This window comes from Rhodoferax ferrireducens, from assembly GCF_049302455.1.
GTDB classification, from domain to species: domain Bacteria; phylum Pseudomonadota; class Gammaproteobacteria; order Burkholderiales; family Burkholderiaceae_C; genus Rhodoferax; species Rhodoferax ferrireducens_B.
Genome location: NZ_JBAQMD010000087.1, coordinates 1 through 22,444 on the forward strand (window position 1 = coordinate 1; position 22,444 = coordinate 22,444).

At 56.0% G+C, this 22,444-nt stretch carries 25 protein-coding genes and 4 pseudogenes; 20 read left to right on the forward strand and 9 right to left on the reverse strand.

The genetic code is table 11. The features are described from left to right. Positions 1-257 precede the first annotated feature (257 nt). The gene (locus WA157_RS15065; RefSeq protein ID WP_422621744.1) at positions 258-953 is read left to right on the forward strand and encodes a haloacid dehalogenase type II; all 696 of its coding nucleotides are present in this window, start codon (positions 258-260) and stop codon (positions 951-953) included. 2 nt (positions 954-955) lie between these two features. Here the strand turns inward: WA157_RS15065 and WA157_RS15070 are convergent. Further along, positions 956-1,264, reverse strand: a pseudogene (locus WA157_RS15070) (transposase family protein); the annotation flags it as partial. 77 nt (positions 1,265-1,341) lie between these two features. Next, positions 1,342-1,446 (reverse strand): annotated as a pseudogene (locus WA157_RS15075) (IS5/IS1182 family transposase); the annotation flags it as partial. 399 nt (positions 1,447-1,845) lie between these two features. On the opposite strand from WA157_RS15075, the gene WA157_RS15080 reads away from it, so the two are divergent. The 8 genes and pseudogenes from WA157_RS15080 (at position 1,846) to WA157_RS15115 (ending at position 9,913) form a co-directional block, all read left to right on the forward strand. After that, on the forward strand, positions 1,846-2,070 hold the full coding sequence (locus WA157_RS15080; protein WP_422621745.1) for a DUF4148 domain-containing protein: 225 nt from the start codon (positions 1,846-1,848) through the stop codon (positions 2,068-2,070). Positions 2,071-2,312: 242 nt separating this feature from the next. Then, positions 2,313-2,489 (forward strand): annotated as a pseudogene (locus WA157_RS15085) (IS5/IS1182 family transposase); the annotation flags it as partial. A gap of 525 nt (positions 2,490-3,014) precedes the next feature. Then, positions 3,015-5,165, forward strand: a complete 2,151-nt coding sequence (locus WA157_RS15090; RefSeq protein WP_422621746.1) for an FAD-dependent oxidoreductase — start codon at positions 3,015-3,017, stop codon at positions 5,163-5,165. A gap of 5 nt (positions 5,166-5,170) precedes the next feature. Further along, on the forward strand, positions 5,171-5,560 hold the full coding sequence (locus WA157_RS15095) for a hypothetical protein (RefSeq protein ID WP_422621747.1): 390 nt from the start codon (positions 5,171-5,173) through the stop codon (positions 5,558-5,560). Continuing rightward, positions 5,557-6,231, forward strand: a complete 675-nt coding sequence (locus WA157_RS15100; RefSeq protein ID WP_422621748.1) for a TIGR04283 family arsenosugar biosynthesis glycosyltransferase — start codon at positions 5,557-5,559, stop codon at positions 6,229-6,231. The genes WA157_RS15095 and WA157_RS15100 overlap by 4 nt, the downstream gene beginning before the upstream one ends. Beyond that, complete coding sequence (locus WA157_RS15105) at positions 6,228-6,887, forward strand: TIGR04282 family arsenosugar biosynthesis glycosyltransferase (protein ID WP_422621749.1); 660 nt, start codon at positions 6,228-6,230, stop codon at positions 6,885-6,887. Before WA157_RS15100 ends, WA157_RS15105 begins: the two co-directional genes overlap by 4 nt. Before the next feature lie 203 nt (positions 6,888-7,090). Further along, positions 7,091-7,969 (forward strand): DMT family transporter, encoded by an 879-nt coding sequence (locus WA157_RS15110; protein ID WP_422621750.1) that lies wholly within the window; start codon positions 7,091-7,093, stop codon positions 7,967-7,969. A gap of 414 nt (positions 7,970-8,383) precedes the next feature. Then, positions 8,384-9,913, forward strand: a complete 1,530-nt coding sequence (locus tag WA157_RS15115) for a Fic family protein (protein ID WP_422621751.1) — start codon at positions 8,384-8,386, stop codon at positions 9,911-9,913. A 109-nt stretch (positions 9,914-10,022) separates the two neighbouring features. Here the strand turns inward: WA157_RS15115 and WA157_RS15120 are convergent, their stop codons facing one another. From WA157_RS15120 to WA157_RS15130, 3 genes are read right to left on the reverse strand one after another with little or no spacing between them, the layout of a single operon-like run. Beyond that, a complete protein-coding gene (locus tag WA157_RS15120; RefSeq protein ID WP_422621752.1) occupies positions 10,023-10,166 on the reverse strand; it encodes a hypothetical protein in 144 nt (47 codons plus the stop codon). 7 nt (positions 10,167-10,173) lie between these two features. Further along, a complete protein-coding gene (locus WA157_RS15125; RefSeq protein WP_422621753.1) occupies positions 10,174-11,331 on the reverse strand; it encodes a hypothetical protein in 1,158 nt (385 codons plus the stop codon). A 21-nt stretch (positions 11,332-11,352) separates the two neighbouring features. Beyond that, on the reverse strand, positions 11,353-11,505 hold the full coding sequence (locus WA157_RS15130; protein ID WP_422621754.1) for a hypothetical protein: 153 nt from the start codon (positions 11,503-11,505) through the stop codon (positions 11,353-11,355). Between the two features lie 248 nt (positions 11,506-11,753). Between WA157_RS15130 and WA157_RS15135 the strand changes: the two genes are divergently transcribed. The 11 genes and pseudogenes from WA157_RS15135 to WA157_RS15185 all read left to right on the forward strand — a co-directional run bounded on the left by WA157_RS15135 (position 11,754) and on the right by WA157_RS15185 (position 20,122). After that, entirely contained in the window at positions 11,754-12,200 is a 447-nt protein-coding gene (locus WA157_RS15135) for a hypothetical protein (RefSeq protein ID WP_422621755.1), read from the forward strand. Between the two features lie 130 nt (positions 12,201-12,330). Continuing rightward, a complete protein-coding gene (locus WA157_RS15140) occupies positions 12,331-13,701 on the forward strand; it encodes a 7-cyano-7-deazaguanine synthase (protein ID WP_422621756.1) in 1,371 nt (456 codons plus the stop codon). Further along, positions 13,698-14,867: an ImmA/IrrE family metallo-endopeptidase gene (locus WA157_RS15145; RefSeq protein ID WP_422621757.1), complete on the forward strand. Its 1,170-nt coding sequence runs from the start codon at positions 13,698-13,700 to the stop codon at positions 14,865-14,867. Before WA157_RS15140 ends, WA157_RS15145 begins: the two co-directional genes overlap by 4 nt. Beyond that, complete coding sequence (locus tag WA157_RS15150; protein WP_422621758.1) at positions 14,842-15,471, forward strand: hypothetical protein; 630 nt, start codon at positions 14,842-14,844, stop codon at positions 15,469-15,471. The genes WA157_RS15145 and WA157_RS15150 overlap by 26 nt, the downstream gene beginning before the upstream one ends. A 174-nt stretch (positions 15,472-15,645) precedes the next feature. Further along, positions 15,646-16,269, forward strand: a complete 624-nt coding sequence (locus tag WA157_RS15155) for a type IV toxin-antitoxin system AbiEi family antitoxin domain-containing protein (protein ID WP_422621759.1) — start codon at positions 15,646-15,648, stop codon at positions 16,267-16,269. Then, positions 16,262-17,134: a nucleotidyl transferase AbiEii/AbiGii toxin family protein gene (locus tag WA157_RS15160; RefSeq protein ID WP_422621760.1), complete on the forward strand. Its 873-nt coding sequence runs from the start codon at positions 16,262-16,264 to the stop codon at positions 17,132-17,134. Before WA157_RS15155 ends, WA157_RS15160 begins: the two co-directional genes overlap by 8 nt. Before the next feature lie 128 nt (positions 17,135-17,262). Continuing rightward, entirely contained in the window at positions 17,263-17,982 is a 720-nt protein-coding gene (locus WA157_RS15165; protein ID WP_422621761.1) for a DUF6088 family protein, read from the forward strand. Then, positions 17,979-18,209: pseudogene (locus tag WA157_RS15170) on the forward strand (nucleotidyl transferase AbiEii/AbiGii toxin family protein); the annotation flags it as partial. The gene WA157_RS15165 and the pseudogene WA157_RS15170, both read left to right, overlap by 4 nt. A gap of 202 nt (positions 18,210-18,411) precedes the next feature. Further along, a complete protein-coding gene (locus WA157_RS15175; protein ID WP_422621762.1) occupies positions 18,412-19,140 on the forward strand; it encodes a hypothetical protein in 729 nt (242 codons plus the stop codon). A 129-nt stretch (positions 19,141-19,269) separates the two neighbouring features. Beyond that, positions 19,270-19,503, forward strand: a complete 234-nt coding sequence (locus WA157_RS15180; RefSeq protein ID WP_422621763.1) for a helix-turn-helix transcriptional regulator — start codon at positions 19,270-19,272, stop codon at positions 19,501-19,503. Next, positions 19,490-20,122 carry a hypothetical protein gene (locus tag WA157_RS15185; protein ID WP_422621764.1) on the forward strand — a complete coding sequence of 211 codons (633 nt, stop codon included), beginning with the start codon at positions 19,490-19,492 and terminating at the stop codon, positions 20,120-20,122. Before WA157_RS15180 ends, WA157_RS15185 begins: the two co-directional genes overlap by 14 nt. A 65-nt stretch (positions 20,123-20,187) precedes the next feature. Here the strand turns inward: WA157_RS15185 and WA157_RS15190 are convergent, their stop codons facing one another. The 4 genes from WA157_RS15190 to WA157_RS15205 all read right to left on the reverse strand — a co-directional run bounded on the left by WA157_RS15190 (position 20,188) and on the right by WA157_RS15205 (position 22,364). Beyond that, complete coding sequence (locus tag WA157_RS15190; RefSeq protein ID WP_422621765.1) at positions 20,188-20,418, reverse strand: helix-turn-helix transcriptional regulator; 231 nt, start codon at positions 20,416-20,418, stop codon at positions 20,188-20,190. Between the two features lie 194 nt (positions 20,419-20,612). Further along, the gene (locus WA157_RS15195; RefSeq protein ID WP_422621766.1) at positions 20,613-20,798 is read right to left on the reverse strand and encodes a helix-turn-helix transcriptional regulator; all 186 of its coding nucleotides are present in this window, start codon (positions 20,796-20,798) and stop codon (positions 20,613-20,615) included. A gap of 326 nt (positions 20,799-21,124) precedes the next feature. Continuing rightward, positions 21,125-21,811 (reverse strand): hypothetical protein, encoded by a 687-nt coding sequence (locus WA157_RS15200; protein WP_422621767.1) that lies wholly within the window; start codon positions 21,809-21,811, stop codon positions 21,125-21,127. Between the two features lie 31 nt (positions 21,812-21,842). Then, on the reverse strand, positions 21,843-22,364 hold the full coding sequence (locus WA157_RS15205) for a hypothetical protein (protein ID WP_422621768.1): 522 nt from the start codon (positions 22,362-22,364) through the stop codon (positions 21,843-21,845). Between the last annotated feature and the right edge of the window lie 80 nt (positions 22,365-22,444).

Genomic DNA, 22,444 nt, shown 5'->3' on the forward strand with positions numbered 1-22,444 from the left:
CAGCCAAGCACCGAGACAGTGAAAACGTTCTTGGACGCCGGTTACAAGGAAACTGACCTGATGTACATCGTGTTGGCCATTGCCGTCAAAACCCTGAGCAACTTCAGCAACCACCTCTTTGCCACGATGGTTGACGAGCGGTTTGCGGCCTACAAAGTCGATTGAACGCAGCAGCCCATGACCCCCAGCTTTGTACCGGACAGTTTCGAGCGTGTCGTGGGCTGCACGCCGGCTGAATCATTCACATAGGAATCAACATGCAAGTCAAGGCACTCACTTTCGACACCGGTGGCACCATTCTGGACTGGCACAGTGGCGTGTGTAGTGCTTTCCAGAATGTTGGCGAACGCCACGGTATTGGCCTGGACTGGCATGCGGTCACCAACGACTACCGGCGCCTGGCCATGGAAGGCATCGTCGGGCAGGTTCAGCCGGCGTTCAACATGGACGATGCGCATCGCACGGCACTCGAAGAGGTGTTGACAAAATACGGCCTGCAGCAATTTGGCCAGCAGGAACGCTGGCAGATATTTCATGCGTGGCACGAACTCTCGGCATGGCCTGACTTCCCAGCCGCCTTGGCGCGAATCCGGCAAAAGCTTTCCGCCATTTCGTTCACCATGCTGCCGCTGTCCCTGGTGCTGGACGTTTCCCGAAAAAACGACCTGAACTGGGATGCCGTGATCTCGTGCGAGATGATCGGTGTCTACAAGCCCAACGCGCAAGCGTATTTGAAAGCAGCACAATGGCTCGGCATGGAGCCGTCAGATATCTTGATGGTCGCCTGCCACAACTTTGATCTGAATGCTGCCCGCGCCTGCGGTTTCAAGACAGCCTTTGTCCGCAGACCAGACGAATGGGGGCCAGGGGGGCCGCCCGACCCGACACCGCATCCAGATTGCGACATCGTTGTTGATGGGTTTGATACGCTTGCAAAACATCTGGGCGCATGAGTCTGGCTGATGCGATCGGCCCACTGCATCATCAGCTCTTCAACCGTGCCGTCGTTGTATTTGAGTTGCGGTACACGGGCTTTGATAACGGTCTCGAACTGGCATGTGTCCAAGTGACGCCACTGGCGCTCACTCCAACCATTGATGTGGGCTCTCTTGGTGGCACCCGTTGGGTTCGCACACGCCTGCCCCCCCTTCTTCAACACCACTTCGGCCAACACGCGCTGGTGTACCAATGAAAGGTCCACCTTCTTGACTGACCAAGCAGTCTTCGACCCAAGTAGCTGTTCATACAGCGCTGTGTTTTTCATGCTCAGGCCTCGAATTTTGAAAAACAAGATTCTCCAAGGCTGAGTGAAGAATCACAGTGAAATTGACAAAGAACCCCGTTCTCTTTGTTCAAGGCATGGCGCTTGCCCGGTCGCGTGGCCACATGCCAGGTGACATTTGCTTGTGCGTCTGGGCACCTTTCAATTCATTGGTATCCCGCGGTGGCAAGCGCGCTCATAAGTCGGAGGTATTGGATCCTTTCTGCATTGACGACATACGTGTAGTCGCTGCAACAACCGGATTTACTACAGACCGCCGGGGCAATTTTGCGTGGACACGATGTTGTTTGAGTTCGCTATTGCGCATGGTCACAAGTTTCTTGATGCCCGTGTAAGTCTTGTTAAGGCTCAAACGACTATTCCAGCGAGAGTCTCGTTTCCACTTGACTTTCTGAGTTTTTTCGCAAATGTCACCCATTCAACAATCCAAGGACTTCTTTATGAACCATCTCTCCTCCAAAATTTCCAAGACGATCGCCTCTGCCGCTGCGCTGTCAGGCAATGCCATGGCTGCGGGTTGCCTGGAACGGGGAACTGTTTAACAAGCTTTGAAAGGAATCATCATGAAAAACAAATTTGCAGCCATCACCCTGGTCCTAGCCTCCGGCCTGATCGCTGGCACCTCAGCCCTCGCAGGTGTCACCCGCGAACAGGTGAAAGCCGAACTGGCTGAAGCCATTCGCACCGGTGACATGCCGGCCCATGGAGAGGAAAGCCGCAAGCTCAATGAGTTATACCCGCATCTCTATCCAGCTAAACAGGCCCAGGCGAGCCCGGCGCGCGAATAAGCAAAAGCCGAGTTGGCCGAAGCGATTCGAACCGGGGACTTCATGGTCGGTGAAGATGGACGCCTATGGCGTCTACGGTCATGCCGTCAATGCCCGGTGCACCTTTGTTGCGTTTGAACCGATCCGTAGAAGAAGGTAAATGTGTCACCTTGTTCGTATTCAGGAGACTCTGCATAGCTCCCACGATTGTGTGCTTGACGTCAGCCCTGCCTGAGAAAATCTAGCCTGTGAAAAAAACTGCCTTGTACCTCAATCTCAGCCACAAGAAAACCGGCAAGCCCGAGTTCCTGGAGCAGATAAAACAAGTGGTGCCATGGGCCGCATTGGTCGATCTCATTGCTCCGTACTACCCGCATGGCCGCACTGGCAGGCTACCGTTTTCCCTGGAGACCATGCTGCGTATCCACTTCATGCAGCAACGGTCCACACTGATGAAATAAGGCCTGCAGCAATTGGGTCAACAGGAGCGCTGGCAGGTTTTCATGCGTGGCACGAACTCTCGGCCTGGACCGGCTTCCCAGCCGCCTTGGCTCGAATCCGGCAAAAGCTCCCGGTCTTTTCGTTCACAATTTTGACCTGAATGCCGCCCGCGCCTGCGGCTCCGAGACCGCCTTTGTTCGCGAACCAGCCGAATGGGAACCAGATGGACCACCAGACCCCACGCAGATTGCGACGTTGTTGTCTATTTCTTTGATGCCTTGGCAAATTACCTGGGTGCATAGATCTGGCTGACGCGTTGAGCATGCCGCTGGCTCTTCCGATCAGTTTTGCTGTCTTATCGAGTCATTCGGTTGACATCTATGTCGATTTGGTCGCAGGCATTACCTCCGTCTTACTAACCATGCACCTTGTTCGCAGTGTAAGAACCTGACGTTCATTGGCGACTATGCTTGCACAGGGCGATAGTTGTTGCCTCACCGAAGTCGAACGAATATGGGCAACCCATGAAAAAACTACTGATTCTTAGCGCTGCTGCCTTGTTGGCATTCGGTTTCTTTGCTATGGATTTGAACCACTATCTGACACTGGATGGCATGAAAGCCAGTCTGGGTCAATTTGAGGCGCAACGTGCCGCGTCACCCGTTGTTGTTGGGCTGGTCTTTTTTTCAGTCTACTTGGTGGTCACAGCGATGTCACTGCCGGGTGCTGCGATATTGACCCTTGCTGCAGGTGCTTTGTTTGGCTTGTCCGTGGGCACGTTGATTGTGTCGTTTGCGTCAAGCATCGGCGCTACCCTGGCTTTTCTGGCATCACGCTATGTGCTGCGCGATGCCATCCAACGCCGTTTTGGTGATCGGCTCAAAGCCATCAACGAAGGCATGGCCAAAGATGGCACGCTTTACCTCTTCACCCTGCGCCTGGTGCCCCTATTTCCGTTCTTTTTGGTCAATTTGCTCATGGGCCTGACACCGGTTCGTACACTGAGCTATTACTGGGTCAGTCAGTTGGGTATGTTGGCCGGTACGCTGGTTTATGTGAATGCCGGCACCCAGTTGGCCCAAATCAACAGCCTGGTCGGCATTGTGTCGCCCGGCCTCTTGCTTTCCTTTGCACTACTCGGGGTCTTCCCCATGCTGACTAAGAAGTTTATGAGTTTGCTGCAAGGTCGTCGCGTGTACGCCAAATGGCAACGTCCCAAAAAATTTGACCGCAACTTGGTGGTCATTGGTGGCGGCGCGGCAGGTTTGGTCACTTCCTATATTGCGGCAGCCGTCAAGGCCAAGGTGACCTTGGTTGAAGCCCACAAGATGGGGGGTGATTGCCTCAACTACGGCTGCGTACCCAGCAAGGCCCTGATCAAGTCAGCCCGCGTCGCCAATCAAATGCGCCATGCCGAAAACTATGGATTGAGTGCAGCAGAACCACAGTTCAGTTTTCGCAAAGTGATGGCCAGAGTGCATGAAGTGATACGCACGGTGGAGCCACACGACAGCGTGGCGCGCTACACCGAACTCGGCGTGGAAGTGCTGGAGGGTTATGCACGCATCGTCGACCCCTGGACAGTGGAAATCAAGCTCAACAACGGCGGCATGCAGCGCCTGACCACCCGCAGCATCGTCATTGCAGCCGGGGCCAGCCCGTTTGTGCCACCGCTGCCCGGTCTGGATGATGTGGGATATGTCACCAGTGACACGCTGTGGGACGAATTTGCCAAGCTGGACGCGGCACCAAAGCGACTGGTGGTGCTGGGCGGTGGCCCTATTGGCTGCGAGTTGGCGCAGAGTTTTGCCCGTTTGGGCTCCAAGGTGACTCAAATCGAGATGGCTCCGCGCATCATGATCCGCGAAGACCTGGAAGTATCCGATCTGGCCCGTGACTCATTGAGGCGTGATGGCATTGACGTTTTGACCGGTCACAAAGCCTTGCGATGCGAGCGGGAGGGGACTCGCAAATTCATCGTGGTTGAGCATCAGGGCAAAGAGATCCGCATTGAATTTGATGCCTTGCTGTGCGCGGTCGGGCGCGTGGCCCGTTTGCAGGGTTATGGCCTGGAAGATTTGGGCATTCCTACGCAACGCACCGTGGCGATTAACGATTACCTGGAGACCCTGTACCCGAACATCTATGCAGCGGGCGATGTGGCCGGGCCTTATCAATTTACCCACACGGCTGGCCACATGGCGTGGTACGCAGCTGTCAACGCGCTGTTCGGTGACTTCAAGAAATTCAAGGTGGATTACTCAGTGGTGCCCTGGGCGACTTTCATCGAACCCGAGGTGGCTCGGGTTGGACTCAACGAGCAAGATGCGAAGGAGAAAGGCATTGCTTATGAAGTTACCAAATACGGCCTGGATGACCTGGACCGCGCCATTGCCGACGGCACGGCGTACGGTTTCGTCAAAGTGCTCACCGTCGCCGGCAAAGACCGCATTCTGGGTGTGACCATCGTCGGAGAACACGCCGGTGATTTACTCGCTGAATTCGTGCTGGCCATGAAGCATGGCTTGGGTTTGAACAAGATTCTGGGCACCATTCACACCTACCCCACATTAGCAGAAGCCAACAAATACGTCGCGGGTGAATGGAAGCGCGCGCACGCACCGCAAAAAGTGCTGGCCCTGTTGGCGCGCTTTCATACCTGGAAGCGAGGCTAATCAAGATGCTTGGAAGAACTTGCCTTGCGCTGTGCGTGCTCGCAGGTTTGGCGGGCCTGGCGCGGGCAGAAGGGCTCGGCAGTTCCCATTGGGACGAACTGCTCAAAAAACATGTGCAGGTGCTGCGCGCCGGACAGGCCAGCGAAGTGGATTACGCTGGATTCATGGCGGACCGAACCCCACTCCAAACCTATCTGGCCAGCATATCGAAGTTGACCCGAGTTGAATTTGACCGCTGGAGCAACCCGACGCAATTGGCACTCTACAGTGTGCCTTTGAGGCTGAATGTTGACACTTCCAGTAAACTGTCAGCCAGCAAACTTGGCATCGAGTTTCTGGACTATGACTGGCGACTGAACGCAGCCGGTGGACCAGACAGGAGTGGCAAATCGTGACACTGTCCATCATCGTTCCTGTTCTCAATGAAGCGCTGGTCCTTCCAGCGTTGCTGGAACGCCTGCTGCCATTGAGCCGCCATGGCTGTGAAGTGCTGTTTGTCGATGGTGGCAGTGTTGACGGATCGGTCGCGATGATCGAGTGCGCTGGCTTTAAGGTCGTTCACGCGCCATCCGGACGTGCAAGGCAAATGAATGCCGGCGCAGCATGTGCAATCGGCGAGGCCTTGCTGTTCCTTCATGCTGATACCCAATTGCCACAAGGCGCTTTTGACTGTGTCAATCAGTCGCTTGCCAGTGGTTTGCACAGTTGGGGCAGATTTGATGTTTGCATCACAGGCCATCACTGGATGCTGCGTGTCGTGGGTCACATGATGAATCTGCGCTCGCGCTGGACCGGCATTGCCACGGGCGACCAGGCGATGTTCGTGTCCCGCACTGTCTTCGATGCCGTGGGTGGGTTTCCGGACCAGCCCTTGATGGAAGACATTGAACTCTCCAAACGCTTGCGCTGCCTGTCTCGCCCGGCCTGTATCACACGCTGCGTGACCACCTCGGGGCGGCGTTGGGAATCGCGTAGTGTTTGGCACACCATTTTCCTGATGTGGCGTTTGCGCTGGGACTACTGGCGCGGGGTGCCCGTTGGCCTTCTGGCGCGTGCCTACCGATGAAACCGGTACGCATTGTCATCTTTGCCAAAGCGCCGCTGGCTGGTTTCGCCAAGACCCGGCTGATCCCGGCCTTGGGGCAACAAGGCGCAGCCGAACTGGCGCAGCGTTTGCTCGCACAAACCTTGCATGAAGCCTTGACTTCCCAGGTGGGGCCAGTGGAATTGTGTGTCACACCATCGGCAGTCCAAGCCGTCTGGGAGACGTTGGCCATATCCGGGACTGTACACAGGACTGACCAGGGCGACGGCGATTTGGGTGAGCGTATGGCACGCGCGGCAAAGCGTGTGGTTGACGCGGGTGAATCCATCTTGCTGATAGGTACCGATTGCCCGCAATTGGACGCAGCCCAACTGCAGCAAGCCGCCCGTGCTTTGCAATGCGCAGATGCCACTTTGGTTCCTGCCTTTGATGGCGGCTATGTGATGCTCGGATTGAACCGGTTTGATGCACGCGTTTTCTCCAGCATTGCCTGGAGCACCAGCAGCGTCGCGACTGATACGATGAGTCGAATGAAACAGCTTGAATGGCGTGTGGAAATTCTCCCTACGCTGCATGATATCGATGAGCCGTCCGACTTGAAATGGTTGCCGAAAACGTGGCTCGCCTCTGCCAACTCTGCCTTGCAATGGCCTTGGCATGACGGCTCAGCATCATGAATGACCGTTTCCAACAAAGCTGGCATTCCTTTCGCAGTCTGCCCTTGTTCTCATTACAGTTAACGGCATCAGTTTAATTTTCGATGTCGTGGATTCATGGTGCTGGTTAAGCGGAGATCGCGCAGTGCCGCATGGTTTGTAACCGCAATGCGGTCCGTCCCAACCTCATCCGACCGCGTTATGGTTTTCATTTTGGGAGTTGTATGTCCTCCATCCGTCTGACCTTGCTCACCTTGGTGACGATGTTGTGTTTTGCTGGCAATTCGGTGCTTTGCCGACTTGCGCTACGGCAGACGTCCATTGATGCGGCCAGTTTTACGTCCGTGCGATTGATCTCGGGTGCATTGATGCTTGCATTGCTGGTCCATGGGCGGCAGCGATTTCGGGGTTCAGTGATCGCCTCACGGGGCCGATTCCCAGGATTGGGGGGCAGCTGGATTTCTGCATTGGCATTGTTTGCCTATGCCAGTTCTTTGTCTTTTTCTTATGCCAATATTTCAACCGGCATTGGTGCCTTGCTGCTGTTTGGCGCTGTGCAGGCAACGATGATTTTGACGGGGTTGTGGCATGGCGAGCGGCTTAACGCACGTCAACTCGGCGGCTTGCTGCTGGCGATGGCCGGTGTTGTCGCGATCCTGTCTCCCCGACTGGATGCACCACCCCTGGGGAGCGCGTTGCTCATGCTGGCCTCTGGTGTTGCCTGGGGCGTCTATTCGCTACGCGGACGCGGCGTGGCTGATCCGACGGGCGACACCGCAGGCAACTTCTTGCGGGCGACACTTTTGTCGGTTCTACTGAGTGCTGCGCTCTTGACGCACCAACAGCTCGATGGCTTGGGCGCGCTCTATGCAGTGCTGTCAGGCGCCATCACTTCCGGCATGGGCTACGCGGTCTGGTACGTCGTTTTGCCGAAACTCACGAGGACGCGCGCGGCAGCGGTTCAACTGAGTGTGCCGGTGCTGGCCTCACTGGCCGGTGCTCTGTTTGTTCACGAGCCCATCACCTTGCGTTTGCTGCTGACCTCACTCGCTGTACTGGGCGGCATTGCCATGGTGGTGTACAGCAGGCCCAGCGCAGTTTAGCTTTTCGGGCAAGCCCGTCGCCTGCGTCTGAAGAGACGCCAGGAAGCCTTACTCTATGTTCTGCACCTGAAGCTCGGGATCAGCTCTAAGGTATTGATTTTCATGAATATTTCGCCCCTGGGTAGGTGCCTCACCCCACGATTTACCCCACAAAATACCTGGGCTTCTATGAATCGTCATGAGGCGTTGCGAGTCAGCAGTTTCAATTTAGCTACGAACTGCAATCTTATCAGGCGCACTTTTGTGACTGCGTGATTGAAGGTGCCCCTCATGCGAGGCAATATCGTTATCGATTGGATCCGGTTTGCTGAATGTTCAGCGCTTAATGTTTTAATCGATTTATTGACGGAAATGAATTTTTTAATCAAAATCCATCTGCATTAATCAATTTTTAGTAAAACCCCAAGGATTTAAGTGGCCGATTGGATCGGGTACCAATGGCTGGTTGAGCACTACGGCATCTCGCCAGTCCAAGCGTTTCGTACGGACAGTGTCATTGCCAAGTCGCGTGCCACCACACGGGAAGATGGATATGTCCACGAATACTACCCGCCCGTGGCGCAGCCTGCTGACAATTTGATTGGTCATTTGACCTTCGCCTTCAAGCACGAAGGGGTTCACTTGGAGTTTCTGGCACGGTTGTTCAATGTTGTGCCGGTGACCGATCTTGAGGCTTGGGTCGTGGCCGAGCCTACGGGTCAGTACGCACGCCGCGCGGGCTTCTTCTATGAATACCTGACCGGTCGGCAACTGGCGTTTCCCGGCGTGACGGCGGGGAACTACGTCACGGCTCTGGATGAATCAGCCTACCTGACGGCGAGCCAGCCGACCAACAATCCGCGTTGGCGCGTGCGCGACAACCTACCGGGCACGCCAGACTACTGCCCATTGGTCATGCGTACTGCGCGCGTACAGCAGGCCGAACAGTACGACTGCGCGCAACATCTGGCCGATCTGGAGGTTGAGTTCGGTGCCGATGTGCTGCAGCGCAGTGTGGTCTGGCTGACCATCAAGGAGAGTCGTGCGAGCTTAGCGATCGAGCATGAAGAGCAGCACGTTGATCGTGTGCGGCGCTTTGCTGCGGTGATGGAGCAGCGCTGCGGACGGCATGACGAGCCTCTGTCGGAGGATGTACTCGTCGAACTCCAGTCGCAGATCCTTGGGCCCAGAGCGACGCGCTATGGCGTGCGCCGCTCTCCGGTGTTCGTGGGCGACGTCGACGGTTTTACCGAGGTGGTTCATTACATCGCACCACACTGGAACGATACGCCAGCACTGCTGTCCGGTTTGCGCGACTTCGCTGCTCGCACAACCGGTGCCGCCGCGCTTGTGCGCGCCGCGGTGCTGTCGTTTGGTTTTGTCTATATCCATCCGATGTCAGATGGCAACGGCCGTATCTCCCGTTTTTTGATCAACGACGTACTGCGAAGGGACAAGGCCATCCCGGCACCCTTCATCCTGCCCGTGTCGGCCACGATCACCAGCACGGTTGTCAGTCGGCGCGGCTACGATCAGGTACTTGAGTTGTTTTCGCGGCCGCTGATGCGTAAATATGCCGAGGCCTGGCGCTTCGGCGCGGAACAGGTCGCGGAGGATGGCGTGCACTTCAACTTGCAGTTCGATGCCTACCGGGACGCGCTGCCGGCCTGGCGCTTCCCTGATATGACCGATCATGTCGAATACCTTGCTCAAGTGGTGCAGTTGACCATCGAGCAGGAAATGCGCAAGGAAGCGGGCTATCTGCGCAGTCTGCGCGTGGCTCGCGAGCGCGTCAAGCAGGTGATCGAAGGGCCGGACGGCGACATCGATCGCATCATTCGGTCGGTGCGGGAGAACGGTGGCAAGGTGTCGAACAAGTTGCTCAAGGAGTTCCCGGCGCTGGCCGACGAGAGCCTCGCTGCCGAGACCGTGGCAGTGATCAAGGAGGTGTTTGCTCAGCTATGAGCGGTTCGAAAATCTTGAATGAAGCACTGAAGCATGTGATCGGTTTCGAGGTTATGCCTAGCCTGCCGATCTAGAACTCCAGGTGAGGAGGCCTGGGGTCTCAGCGAGTTCAGAAATTGGCAGAGTACCGTTTGTGAATGCGCCGCTCCAGGCGAATTGCCTCTTTGCCGTTGGCTTCCAGCTCGCACAGGTTGACCAGCCGGGCGTTTTCGACACGTAGCCGCGCGAGTTCGCTGCCGTTATCTTCCATCATGGCGGCCTCACCCCGACCAGAGGCCGGCATCGGCCAGACGGCGCATCAACGCACCACGTGTAGCATGGCGCACGAGCATGCGTCGCAGTGCGCGGTCGAACTCCTTGGAGTTGGATGTGATGGCGTAGCCCTCCGCCAACTCTGTCAGGCCGCGAACCGCCTGTTCATAGCCCGATGCCGAACCACGCTGCGCCTGGGCATCGATGGCGGCCCAGCGCTTGTCTACGTCAGCCATCAACAACCGCAGATAGGCTGCCCGTTGCTGTCGGCGTTCTGTCTCCTGCTTCGCACGTTCTTTCGCTTCGCGCTCCAGGCGGCCGACGGAGGCCAATTGGGCGACTTCGCGCAGTTTGCCTACGCTGCGTCGCAATGTCGACGAGGTGGACGACGGACGTTGCGACTTCAGCCAGGCTGCGTGGCGAGATCTGACCTGGCGCTCGGCTTCGTGTCCCTGACCCTGAGCGATCAGCTTCAGCGCGGCCATCATCTCGTCACGAGACCACTCGTTCAGCCAGGTATCCATGCGATCCGCTTGTTGCGTATCGTTCCGTGGAATTTGGGTACTGCCTGTCGTGGCGGCAGCCAGCATGTCGGGATCGATCTCCAGGAATTCGACCAGAGCCTGCAGTGGCGGGGACAATTCCGACAAGCCAGGTGGCACTTCCGGTTCCAGTGCGCCATCGTCGAGTTCGCCTCCAGCGGCAGCAGCAAGCCACCCAAGGTACAACGGCCGTAGGTCACCGCGTAGCAGGTAGTCGCGCAGCGGCACAAGGCGTCGCATCCAGCCGTGGCCGTCCTCGACGCCGAAGCGGTCGTAGTCTTCGCTTTCATCCAGCGACCAGTCGATGACCCAGTGCTCGTCGCTCGCCTCGATGCGTAAGGTGTGCTGGGTGGTAAATGGTTTCAACTCCGACTTCGTGAACGTCTTCAATGGCACGCGCAAGGCCAGTCGACAACTGCACCAATTGGCGGTGTAGACAAAGGCATCGAAGTAACGCCGCATCCAGTCGGACGGATCGGCTTTCAGGCCGCCCCACTCGTAGTGGTTGACGAAACCCGCCGGGGTTATCTCGGCGCGCGTGGAGACCGCGCGCAGTTTTGCCATGTCGGCGCGGGTGAGCGGCTGGTCAATGGCCGCGAATTCGTAGTACTGGTATTCGCTCATGCTTGCTTGATCTACACGGACTCAGCCGGATTTGTGTTTGCGCGCCGCAGTCAGTGGCCTGACAGCGCGGAATGCGGAATCATCGCCCAAGTGGATGTACAAATGCCCGTGCAGTTCATCCTTAACGATCTCGGCGTGACCGCGCCCGGCCAGTTCGTCGCCTTCGTTCGTCAAAGCCGTGCCAGGTGAACTCGATGCGCTGGCTCTGCCGTTTGTCGAGTTTGCAGTCCATCTGTCCTTGCACCATTCCGAACTGGAAGTTGCCGTTCAGATCCTTCCCGAAGGTTATGTGACCAGGCACCTGACTGCACGCGGCCGAGGCTGGCAATGACGTTGCCTTAGCACTCTCCTTTCGGCGATTCGGCGATTAATTTGACATTGTCTGATTTTTATTATTAAAATCTGACAAATGGAACAAAATCATGAGTGATGGACCGCATAGAAGTCTGCCGATGCGAAAGCCGTGGAGAGAACTGGCCAAGTGCGGAGATCAGGGTACCTACGATGCTGAGCAGGTAGCGGAGGCTGCTGCGGGTGCGCTTGCCAGCGACTTCAAAAATGAAGTCAAGTGGTCACTCATTGATGCTTTGAAGTCGATCTTTACCGGACGCGACAACTCCTTGGAGCTCCCTGAAATTGCGTTTCAGGAACTTGAAAATGCGAAGGTTTTGGCTGCTGGGTCCGTATTTGGAATGAACGCAGTTGCATGGAGCATAGAGCTCATAACCGAAGGTAGATTTGGTTTGGATGCCTTTCATGATGCGATTGGCCTTGCAGCCTTGCAGCGAAGATGCGTGGCTTCGCGAACGTTCGGTCGGTTGAAGAGCACTATCTTCGGGAGTCAAATCCAAGGCGGTCTGATAACGTAAGTAAGCGACTCCATGCCGCTATCTCCAGCTTTTCAGAAGGCAGACTGGGCTCGATGCTCGTGGCACCTGAATTGGCCAAAACCCGACGCCCCCAAAAGAAGACCCACCTCGACGAAGGAGTGCCCTTGTGATGAACCTATTGCCTCTCAAGGAACTGGCCGTGGATGTGGTCGAAGCTGGTGGCCGTCGGCGCAAAGGTACGGTCGCTTGTCGGCTTGACCGAAACATTGATTTCGACCTTGAAGCTCTTGAATCGTTCTCGTCCATCAAATGGGAGCCGACGGTGTATGACGCGCTTGTCGTGGCTGCCGCAGTTGAGTTCTGTGATCGGAGTCTGGCCCGTAGTGCCATGAACTGGGGACGAAAATTCTCTGTATATGTTCCTGTTCATGATCCCGACAAGTGGTCAGGCAAGAAGGTCACCCGGGCTTTAGTGGAGGCGTTGAACCTACTTACCGGTGACGACTGGCACTTCGAATTCCGCTCTCGCAAGGTTCCAGCAGAACGGCCTGCGCAAGGCCGCATGGGGTTTCCATCCAACGCAGAGTCCGTAATCGCCTTTAGCGATGGAATGGATTCGCGCGCGGTAGCCGGGCTGGAGAGCCACCGTCTTGGTAATCGGTTGGTGCGTGTGAGAGTGGGCAGCAAGCAGCACGATATTTCGAAGAGAGATCGTCGCGAGATTCCTTTTACGGCTGTTCCGTACACCATAAATCTCGAAGATGGCAGAAATGCCGAAAGTAGCGCACGGAGCCGAGGGTTCAAATTCAGCGTTGTATCAACTATGGCGGCTTATTTGATTGACGTGCCGTCGGTCATTATTCCGGAGAGTGGACAAGGTGCCCTGGCACCAGCTCTTCTCCCCGTTGGGCAGGGCTATGAGGATTATCGAAGTCATCCCGTCTTCGCCGCATTGATGGAACGCTTCTTCAATGCATTGCTCGGATATCAGATTCAGTACCGATTTCCACGGTTGTGGATGACGAAGGGCGAGACCCTTCGCGAGTTCGTCGATGTCTGTGGCAGTGACGTGCCGTGGGCGAAGACCAGATCGTGTTGGCAGCAATCTCGGCAGGTTGCCGTCTCGGGCAAAAGACGGCAATGTGGAGTTTGTGCAGCTTGCATACTCCGCCGTCTCAGTGTTCATGCGGCTGGCTTAAGTGAGACATCTGAAAACTATGTGTGGGAATCACTGAAGGCTGACACCTGGGAGTCTGGCGCAGCAAAACAATTCACTAATTTCACGCCAGCATTGCGTGAATACTCCATCGCGGGGGTACTCCATTTTCAGCACTTCGCTTCACTTCGTGATTCCATGCAGTATGAGCTAGTTAAACGCCGAGGGACGAACGAGCTGGCTCGCGCTCTGTCTGAGCCGTCGGCAGTCGTGGCGCAAAACCTTGACCGACTCCTGCGGCAACACACAGTTGAATGGTCTGCATTCATTGACAATCTTGGACCAGGGTCGTTCGTAAGGCAGTGGATAGACGGTGCATCATGAACAAACCAAACTATGAGTTGAGCCAAATAGAGCTGGGCGAAAGATTGAAGATTGCTCGGGAGACCGCCAACATCACTCAAGATGTTGCAGCCAAGGCCGCAGGCATCGCTCGTACTACGCTGGTCTCCATTGAGAAGGGACAACGTGCTGCAAGGCTCGAAGAGATTCAGGAACTGAGCCGTTTGTATGGAATATCTGCAAATTCTCTATTGCGTCGGGATGCCGTTCATGTCGATTTGGTCCCTCGCTTTCGATCACTTCCGGAAACTGCAGGTACTGGTATCGAACAGGCAGCGCGAATGCTGAATGACCTAGTTAGGGCTGAGGTGGAGTTAGAGAACATTCTGGGTATTGAGAAACCGTACAACTATCCTGCGGAAAAAACCATCCTTCCGGGTGATGTCCGCAAGCAAGCGGAACAAGATGCTCAGAGCTTGCGCAATTGGCTTGGACTTGGGGAAGGCCCTATTCAAAACCTGTTTTCACTTCTAGAGCTACAGCTTGGCGTGCGGGTCTATGCGAGGAACTTGGATGCCAAAGTCTCTGGGTTGTTTGCCTACGATGAGGCGGTTGGCGCCTGCATACTGATCAATGCAAGTCATCGAGAAGACCGAAGGACCTTGACTGGCGCTCATGAGCTTGGTCACTTCATTGGAACGCGACGTCGACCAGAGATCTATCAAGATCAGAAGTACGAAAACTCTCGTGAGGAGCGCTATGCCAATGCCTTTGCTAGTGCGTTTCTTATGCCCGCCCGCGCTGTCATGGAGAAGTTCAAGGATTTGACTTTAGGCTCAACCCATTTGACGCGACGGCATATCATTTTGCTTGCCAACTTCTTTGGTGTATCCCGACAAGCAATGGTGCTGCGGCTTGAAGAGCTTGGTTTGACGAAGAAAGGAACTTGGGATTGGTTCGCGGACAACGGCGGTATCACCGACGAACAGGTACGCCAAGTTCTTGGTTCAGCAGCACATGGACCAGTTCCAGTCGATGGCGCGCAATCTTCAAGACTTTTCCTGCTGGCTATTGAAGCTTGGAAGAAGGATCTGATCAGCGAAGGGCAGATGTCGGAAATGTTGAAGCTCAATCGCGAAAGTGTTCGTGAACTGCTTGATGAGGCCGACGAGGACAAAACAGATGACCTTTTCAAGCTGCCTTACTGAACAAGATAAAGTCATCGTTCTGGACGCCAGCGTAATAATCAATCTGCTGGCGACCGGATACGCGACCGAAATTCTGCAAGCGTTGAAAGCGTCCCTTGTCGTAACCGGCCATGTCGTGCGTGAAATCGAGCAGGGTGCGGCAAATGGCCGACAAGAATCCACGCTTCTGACTGAATTGATCGATGCGCGCTTCTTGCAAATGAAGGAGCTTTCTGGTCCGTCGCTAGAGCATTTTTTTAGCTTGGTGTCTGGCAAGACGTCGGATTCTCTCGGTGACGGTGAGGCTGCAACTCTTGCGTTTGCATATAGTAATGGATTCTCTGCTGCTATTGACGAAAAGAAGGCGACGCGCATTGCCGGTGAACGTTTTGAAGCGATGAAGCTCGTCACAACCTTGGACATTCTTGCCCATGAGCCAGTACGAACTTTACTCGGACACACAGCACTAGCCAGTGCAACGTTTCAGGCGCTGCGCGTTGCAAGAATGCAAGTTCGACCGCATCAACTTCATTGGGTCACTCAGCTGATTGGCGAAGATAACTTGACGGCATGCGCGAGTTTGAAGAGATATGCTAGACGCAAAATGGATCACCTCAGCCCGTAGCGACCGATTGCGGAGATTCCGAGGGTTGGTCCAGCATGTCCACATGGATGGGCGGACAGCGTTGGAAAGTCTTTCTGTACCTTGGCGGTGCCCTCCTGAACGGAGAAGTTCGTTTTTTCTTGAAATGATATGAATCATCGGGTAATATGAAAAGTAATCCTATGTTTTATATCAGTGAATCTCAAAAATAAACCATCCCAGCGAGATAGTGCGGTGGCCCATCTGCAGGCCGCGGGCATGTCGCGCCTCAGCGAATTGACTGCCAAGGGCATTACTGCAGCTACAGTGTCGCGCCTTGAGCGAGAGGGCGTTCTCGTGCACCTTGCCCGAGGGCTGTATCAGCTGGCAGACGCATCACTCGATGTGAATCACACCCTTGCCGAGGCGTCCAAACTTGTTCCCAAGGGAGTCATCTGCCTGACGTCGTCCCTGGCGTTCCACGGTTTGACAGACCAGATTCCGCCCAAGGTCTGGATGGCCATCGGCCCGAAAGACTGGCACCCCACGTTTGAATATCCGCCGGTTCGTTTCGCGCGTTTTTCAGGGCCACGCCTGCTGCTTGGCGTCGAGCACCACCTCGTTGACGGGGTATCCGTGCCGATCTTTGGGGTTGCCAAAACTATTGCAGACTTATTCCGTTATCGGCAGACCGTTGGCGTGAGCGTCGCGCTGGAAGGGCTGCGGGAGGCACTTAGACAAAAAAAAGCATCGCCGTCTGAAATAGCAAAAGAGGCGGCGGATGCCAAAGTCTGGAAAGTCATGGAGCCGTACATGAGTGCGTTGACATCCCATGGCTGAGCCTAAGAAACCACGAGACGTCGGTGCCTCGGTGCGCGCCCGCCTGCTGACGCTGGCACGCCAGAAGGGGCAGGCATTTGATCTCTTGTTGACGCGCTATGCCAACGAGCGACTGCTGCATCGGCTCAGCCTCTCTCCCCATCGCAGTCGGTTCGTACTCAAGGGTGCGATGCTGATGACGACTTGGTTCGACGATCCGCACCGCCCGACACGCGATGTAGATTTTCTGGGCTATGGCGATCCGGCGCCGGAGGCGATGCTCGTCACGTTTCGTGAGATCTGCGCCATTGAGGTAGACGACGGCATTGTGTTCGACGTCGATGCGCTGCGCGTCGAGTTGATCCGCGAAGAGCTTGAGTATGGTGGCTTGCGTCTGCGCACCACCGGTGCGCTCGCCGGTGCGCGTATTTCCGTCATCATTGACATAGGCTTTGGCGACGCCATAGAGCCCGGTATTGAAGAGGTCAATCTGCCGGTCCTGCTCGATCTGCCGCAGCCGAGACTGCGCGTCTATGCCCGCGAAACGGTGATTGCTGAAAAATTCCAGGCCATGGTCATGTTGGGCTTGGCCAACAGTCGTATGAAAGACTTCTACGACGTGTGGACTCTGAGCCGGAGCTATGACTTCGACGAAGACCGCTTGTCTCGGGCGATTGCGGCGACGTTCGAACGGCGCGGCACAGCCATTCCATTTGAGGCGCCCGTGGCATTGACCCAAACTTTTGCGACCGACGTGGGCAAGCAGCGACAGTGGGCTGCATTCGTTCGCGACTTGGCCATCGAAATCCCGGTTTTCGAAGCAGTGGTTGCGGATCTGGCCGGATTCCTGATGCCGTACGCACGGCATGCGCGACAGCGTTCGTAGGTCGTTTTGAATTCGTTCTGGTGGAAGGGGGGCTACAGATCTGACTGAAATACGTATACATTTTTCGGACAAAATAAATTTGCCAAATGTCCGAAAAATGTACACAATTATCGGACTAAAGCATTTTCATGTCCGACTTAAAGACCCGCATCTCATCGCTGATTGCCGCCGCTGGCCCTGGCCACGTCTGGGTGCCGACTGATTTCGCACAACTCGGCTCCCGCGATGCCATCGATAAAACCCTGCAGCGCATGGTGCAAGCGGGCGACTTGCGTCGCATAGACCGGGGCCTGTATGACTGCCCAACCGTCAACAGACTGACAAAACGGCCTACCACGCCAGACTACCGGATCGTCGTGGATGCCATTGCCCGACGCGACCAGTTGCGCATGCTGGTGGATGGCATGACAGCAGCCAATGACCTCGGTCTGACGGATGCCGTACCTGCTCGCGTCACCATCCACACTGACGCTAGGCGCCGCTCCATCCAGCTCGACAAGTTGGTGATCGAGTTCAAGTTCACGGCACCAAGCCGCCTTTACTGGGCTGGACGACCGGCAATGCGGGTTGTCCAAGCACTGTATTGGCTCAAGGACACGCTCGCCACCGACCGTGTCCGCATCCTGAGCCGATTGGCTCAGGTGCTGGCCGACCCAGTGCATGGTCTCGCCATCTGCCAGGACCTGCTCGACGGCTTTGGCGTGTTGCCTGCGTGGATGCAAACTTTGGTTCGTGAACTGCCTGGCTGCACCCCGCAGCCGACAGCGATCAAGGAAACAGGTACCCACAACCGCACGAAGGCACCCACACGCCGCCGCCCGGTAAACCAGACGGAAGCATCCCGTTGAATAAAGATTTCAATGCCGTGATCACCGCCAGCGATGCTGAGCGACGCGATTTATTCCTGGGAACGGCGGCCCGTCTGGGTACTGCCGTTCAGAATGTCGAAAAAGACTTCTGGGTCTGTTGGACCCTGGATGCGCTGTTCAACGGCCTGGACGTCGGTGGGCCGCGGTTGCTTTTCAAAGGCGGCACCTCGCTGTCCAAAGCCTTTGGCCTGATCTCCCGGTTCTCTTAATCCGTAGGTCGAGAGTTCGAATCTCTCAGTTCCCACCACCGTAACCCTTATTGGCATTGAATGGCCTGCTATGTAATTACTAGCAGGCTTTTTTAGTTCAGGGTGAAATTTGCGTATCGTTGCCGTTACGTTGCCCTTAGCAACAAATTAGCGGATTCGCACTGCTTTCACCCTTGCTCTGCATTACCTGGAGCAATGCGTGGAACGAATCCCTGAGACGAAGCCCGACGAACACCAACACGAAGCCGTGAATCAAGGGAAGACCCCTGAATCACCCGTAGTTGTTAACGGGGAAATGCTTACCGGACATCCAGCCCTCCACCTCGCCAATGCCGATACCTGGCGCAAGTGGTCAAGAATGCGACGAGCCCAACTCTGGAAAGCTGTTGCACTGCACTGCGACCTGGATCCGGATCGGATGACGCACAGATCGATTAAATACGGCGACAACTTTCCCAGTGAGTCAAACGGGCGCCTTTACCAAGAGCGAATCGTCGTGGCCCGTCAATACGTAAAAGACGGCATCATTGATAGCGACGGCGATCCCGACGCTGAGTATGACTTGCGGTATGTGGTGCTCTCTGATTACGCGCATTGGGCGCAAGCGCTTGAAATGCCATTGCCGCCAGAATTCCCTCGGGTACTCATGTCAAAGGCCGTCAAGCAGGAACCGGCTCACAAGTGGCCTTGGGGCACGCACGACACGGTAATGCTGGGCCACCTGGTGGCAGCCGCAAACCACTTCTGGAAACCGGTCTCCGAGGGTGGCAACTATGACCCGGAAAGACCTACAACGGCAAAGTCAAACAAGGTAGTCGCAGCTTGGCTCTTCCAGCGCACCAACAGCGACAACATCAGCAAAGCAATGGCGACCATACTGCGCGCCGACAACTTGCCGCCGGGTCCACGCACCACCCGTAGAAAATAAATGGGTTGAACCCCATCTACAGAGGGGAATCAATCGCCGGGCGGTGAATGGGTTGAATGGTCTGAATCTATTCATAGGGCACCAGGATGGGCAGGATGCGGTCCTTGTTCAACTACATGGTTCATGCATATGAAACAGTCTTCAGAAAGATTCACATTGACTGGCAATAGTCTGGTCCGCCGCTCGCAGTTGTTACCGGCAATCGTGCCCGTATCAAAAGCCACCTTTAGACGGATGGTGCTTGCCGGGAAGTTTCCGCCGCCGATGCGCAACCTGATGGATAGGATTCCTGTTTGGAAGGGCTCGGTAGTCATTGCTTGGCTCAATCAGGAAGACCCGAAAGCCACCGATGAAGCGGTCTGACCTTCACAATGCGGTGTGGAAAGACCCGGTCTACCACGTCGCCAAGCGCCTGGGCATTTCGGATGTCCGGTTGGGCACCATCTGCAAACAAGCAGAGATCCCAACTCCACCAAGGGGCTACTGGCGGCAACTCCAAACTGGACAGGTGCCAGAAAGGGCTCCGCTGCCACGGCCCGAGGATGACTCTGTCATTCCGTTCAATCTGGACGACGCTGCGGCCGCAGCGATCGCAGCGAAGCCGCCAGCCGCTACCAAGCAGACGGTCAATGATGATGAGGTCAAGGGGACGCCTCAACCCAAGGCCGGAGCAGCCATCAAGGCAGACTGGTTGGAACTCGTGCCAGGTGAGACCAGAGCGGCGTCCGCAATCAAGGGTGAGTATCAGCAGCTGCTCAGCCTGGCCGGCAAGTTTGAGCAACACCAGGCCGTTACCCGGTTCCTCGACCAACTGGGGAACGCCGGAGCCAAGGAATCTTTGCGCACCGCAACGATCCTGCGGAGCTGGGTTGCCACTATGCGACGGCACCATGCCGAAGCCGGCCCAGTGGAGCAGGCCATGGCAGAGTTCAGGGCGCTGTCATTCAGTCGGCAGAAGCCAGACTGGTGGCCCGAGGCCTAAGCTCCCGGTCTTATTTAATCGCTGCCCAGTTGATCCCCCCGTTAGATGCTACGACGTTGCGCCCTTCAAGCCAAGCCAGAACATGCCCGCGCGCGGCAGTCGTCGATGTAAGCAGCCACGTCTCGGTAGTCGCAGAAGCGCTTGGCGCCATCAAGGTAAGTCGGGATCTGGAACTCGCCTTTGACGATCTGGTTGTAGATGGTGCTGCGCGCCAGTCCGATGCACTCGCCCAACTGGTCAACCGTCAGGCGCAGGCCGTATTTGTCGGCAATGATGGCTTGTGTGACGATGCTCATGTGTTGTCCTTGGTTTATTGAGTGAGTACAAGCATTGCCAGCTTTGCAATCCCATTACCAGCGATGCGGAACGTTTTTCCTGAAAGCCAGGTGTCATTTGAAACGGAGTCCTTCGATACCGCTGGCGGCAAACAACGCCGTGAAACAAACCCAGGTGGTAAGGCTGGGTCTGGTCATGATGCTGTCTCCGTTGGCTAAAGCAGCCCAATACCAGCATCGCGCAGGGTTGACAGCTTCCAGCCTACGGTACGGTTGGTGATGGCCACATCCGGTTTTGGAATGCGGCCGGCCAGCAGCCAGCGGCGTATGCACTCACTGCCGACATTGAGCATGGTGCACAGTTCGGCGCGAAATATCACTCGGTCCTCTTGGGTGGTCATGATTGTCTCCTTGGTTCGTTGGCGGAAGTCCAATCTTCCCATCTTCGCAATCAGGTTGCCAGGTTGCCAGGTTTCCGGTATGCCCCGCATGAAAGATTTGGCTGAGCGGCCTCAGTCATGACCGGCCTTTCTTCGCCATGCGCACGCGGTATTGGCATCGGATGCCTTCGTTGTTGCGGCTTTTGAATCACATGAAAATTATCTTTTAACCTGTCATTGATGGCGAATACGCGGCTTGAGCTATTCGTTCTTTTTGATGGCACCCCATGCCATAGCAAATAGAGGATACAGCGGTTCGGGAGGTATTTTAAGTGTTAACTCGACTGTTAACTCGCACTGTTAACCCGAGGTTCATCATTAGTAATGCGCCCGCCTAGGCGATCACGGCAAAGCCACCAGTCACTGCCAAGCAGGCTGTTTGCAGGTATGCCAGCAGCAAGCAGGGTTTGCATGATGGAGCGGGAGTCGCCCTTGATCGCCAGGGTTCCGTCCGACCGGGGCATTGACTCAAATGAAGCAGATGACGAAGTGAAAGCGTCCTGGCCAGCAGCCCCGCCATTCTGATTCGACTGATACCCGGCCAGCCGGTAGCGCCCGTTGGGCATTGTCTCTACCCGCCAATCCATTTCAGGTGCTGCTTTTTGCCTTGACCGCATGGCCATTTGAGCATCACCGACCGCCTCGTAACCATCGCCGCGGCGGCCGTACCAAGTGGATGTCGGCTCCTTTGACGCCACGCCATCGACCGGAGGTAGCGCCATTGACACCGGAACCGGTGCGGGCTCTGGTGCTGCCGGTTGTGCAGGGATGGACTGCGGCATCGCCTCTGTCACCTGGTGTGCGACTGGAGAGGCGTTGACTGCGGCGCCGGCCGCTGCAATAGCTTCATCGACATTTGCAGCAGAACCGATTGCGGCGACGTGATTGACCGGCGGCTGGGTAACTGCACCGTTCTGGCTGACCGGCTCTTGGGGTGTGATCGCCGCCGGCTCAACGTTGTCAGGCTGGGCCATGCCATTGAGCTCGATGCGGGTGGGATCGGCTTCAGCCTGGACTGACCCCTATGGAAGCGGCTGAGACCAAGATGATTCTCTCTGCATTCGTCAACTCCATAAGCAGTCTTCCATGCCTTTCCAAGCTCAGCCTACCATCTGTATGAAGCGCTGCGGAAAAAGGGGCTGCACTACGCTGGTCGGCATAAGCGAAGATGCTGGGAGCCGCCAGGGCGCTGACCTTGACCACCACTTTTTCATCAGGTGCAATCTCCGGTTCTTGGGTCTTGTCGGAATTGGGGCCAAGACGCCAAAGTGCAAAGCCATTTTCTATGCGGCGCGCCAGCATACCGGCGCGCCGTGCGGGTGACAGGTATTGCGGCAATCGTTTGGCTGATCGGCCAATGCCATTCGCTAAAGCTGTCGTTCCAACTTCGCCCTCCTGGGCGCGAATAAACTGCATTGCTTCGTAGGCAATGGTTCCTGGTGCAACCGAATCACTTGCGATCCCGTCGCCCTCGTCAGAATTCGATCGTTCGAAATCACGGTCGTCATCGGATGTGCAATTTCTCATTTCAACTCCAGTTCGTTATTTGTGAAGTAGCTGCATTCATGGTGTGATTTCCACCATTCCTCCGAATTGGCTATCGCCAA

Bases quoted from the DNA above. Each gene is read 5' to 3' on its own strand.
- WA157_RS15190 (WP_422621765.1), bottom strand. From the start codon at position 20,418: ATGAGCATCGTCACACAAGCCATCATTGCCGACAAATACGGCCTGCGC.
- WA157_RS15145 (WP_422621757.1), top strand. From the start codon at position 13,698: ATGAACAAACCAAACTATGAGTTGAGCCAAATAGAGCTGGGCGAAAGA.
- WA157_RS15135 (WP_422621755.1), top strand. From the start codon at position 11,754: ATGAGTGATGGACCGCATAGAAGTCTGCCGATGCGAAAGCCGTGGAGA.
- WA157_RS15180 (WP_422621763.1), top strand. From the start codon at position 19,270: ATGAAACAGTCTTCAGAAAGATTCACATTGACTGGCAATAGTCTGGTC.
- WA157_RS15120 (WP_422621752.1), bottom strand. From the start codon at position 10,166: ATGATGGAAGATAACGGCAGCGAACTCGCGCGGCTACGTGTCGAAAAC.
- WA157_RS15185 (WP_422621764.1), top strand. From the start codon at position 19,490: ATGAAGCGGTCTGACCTTCACAATGCGGTGTGGAAAGACCCGGTCTAC.
- WA157_RS15195 (WP_422621766.1), bottom strand. From the start codon at position 20,798: ATGACCACCCAAGAGGACCGAGTGATATTTCGCGCCGAACTGTGCACC.
- WA157_RS15165 (WP_422621761.1), top strand. From the start codon at position 17,263: ATGTCCGACTTAAAGACCCGCATCTCATCGCTGATTGCCGCCGCTGGC.
- WA157_RS15105 (WP_422621749.1), top strand. From the start codon at position 6,228: ATGAAACCGGTACGCATTGTCATCTTTGCCAAAGCGCCGCTGGCTGGT.
- WA157_RS15125 (WP_422621753.1), bottom strand. From the start codon at position 11,331: ATGAGCGAATACCAGTACTACGAATTCGCGGCCATTGACCAGCCGCTC.
- WA157_RS15090 (WP_422621746.1), top strand. From the start codon at position 3,015: ATGAAAAAACTACTGATTCTTAGCGCTGCTGCCTTGTTGGCATTCGGT.
- WA157_RS15095 (WP_422621747.1), top strand. From the start codon at position 5,171: ATGCTTGGAAGAACTTGCCTTGCGCTGTGCGTGCTCGCAGGTTTGGCG.
- WA157_RS15200 (WP_422621767.1), bottom strand. From the start codon at position 21,811: ATGGCCCAGCCTGACAACGTTGAGCCGGCGGCGATCACACCCCAAGAG.
- WA157_RS15140 (WP_422621756.1), top strand. From the start codon at position 12,331: ATGAACCTATTGCCTCTCAAGGAACTGGCCGTGGATGTGGTCGAAGCT.
- WA157_RS15160 (WP_422621760.1), top strand. From the start codon at position 16,262: ATGGCTGAGCCTAAGAAACCACGAGACGTCGGTGCCTCGGTGCGCGCC.
- WA157_RS15080 (WP_422621745.1), top strand. From the start codon at position 1,846: ATGAAAAACAAATTTGCAGCCATCACCCTGGTCCTAGCCTCCGGCCTG.
- WA157_RS15065 (WP_422621744.1), top strand. From the start codon at position 258: ATGCAAGTCAAGGCACTCACTTTCGACACCGGTGGCACCATTCTGGAC.
- WA157_RS15150 (WP_422621758.1), top strand. From the start codon at position 14,842: ATGACCTTTTCAAGCTGCCTTACTGAACAAGATAAAGTCATCGTTCTG.
- WA157_RS15110 (WP_422621750.1), top strand. From the start codon at position 7,091: ATGTCCTCCATCCGTCTGACCTTGCTCACCTTGGTGACGATGTTGTGT.
- WA157_RS15205 (WP_422621768.1), bottom strand. From the start codon at position 22,364: ATGAGAAATTGCACATCCGATGACGACCGTGATTTCGAACGATCGAAT.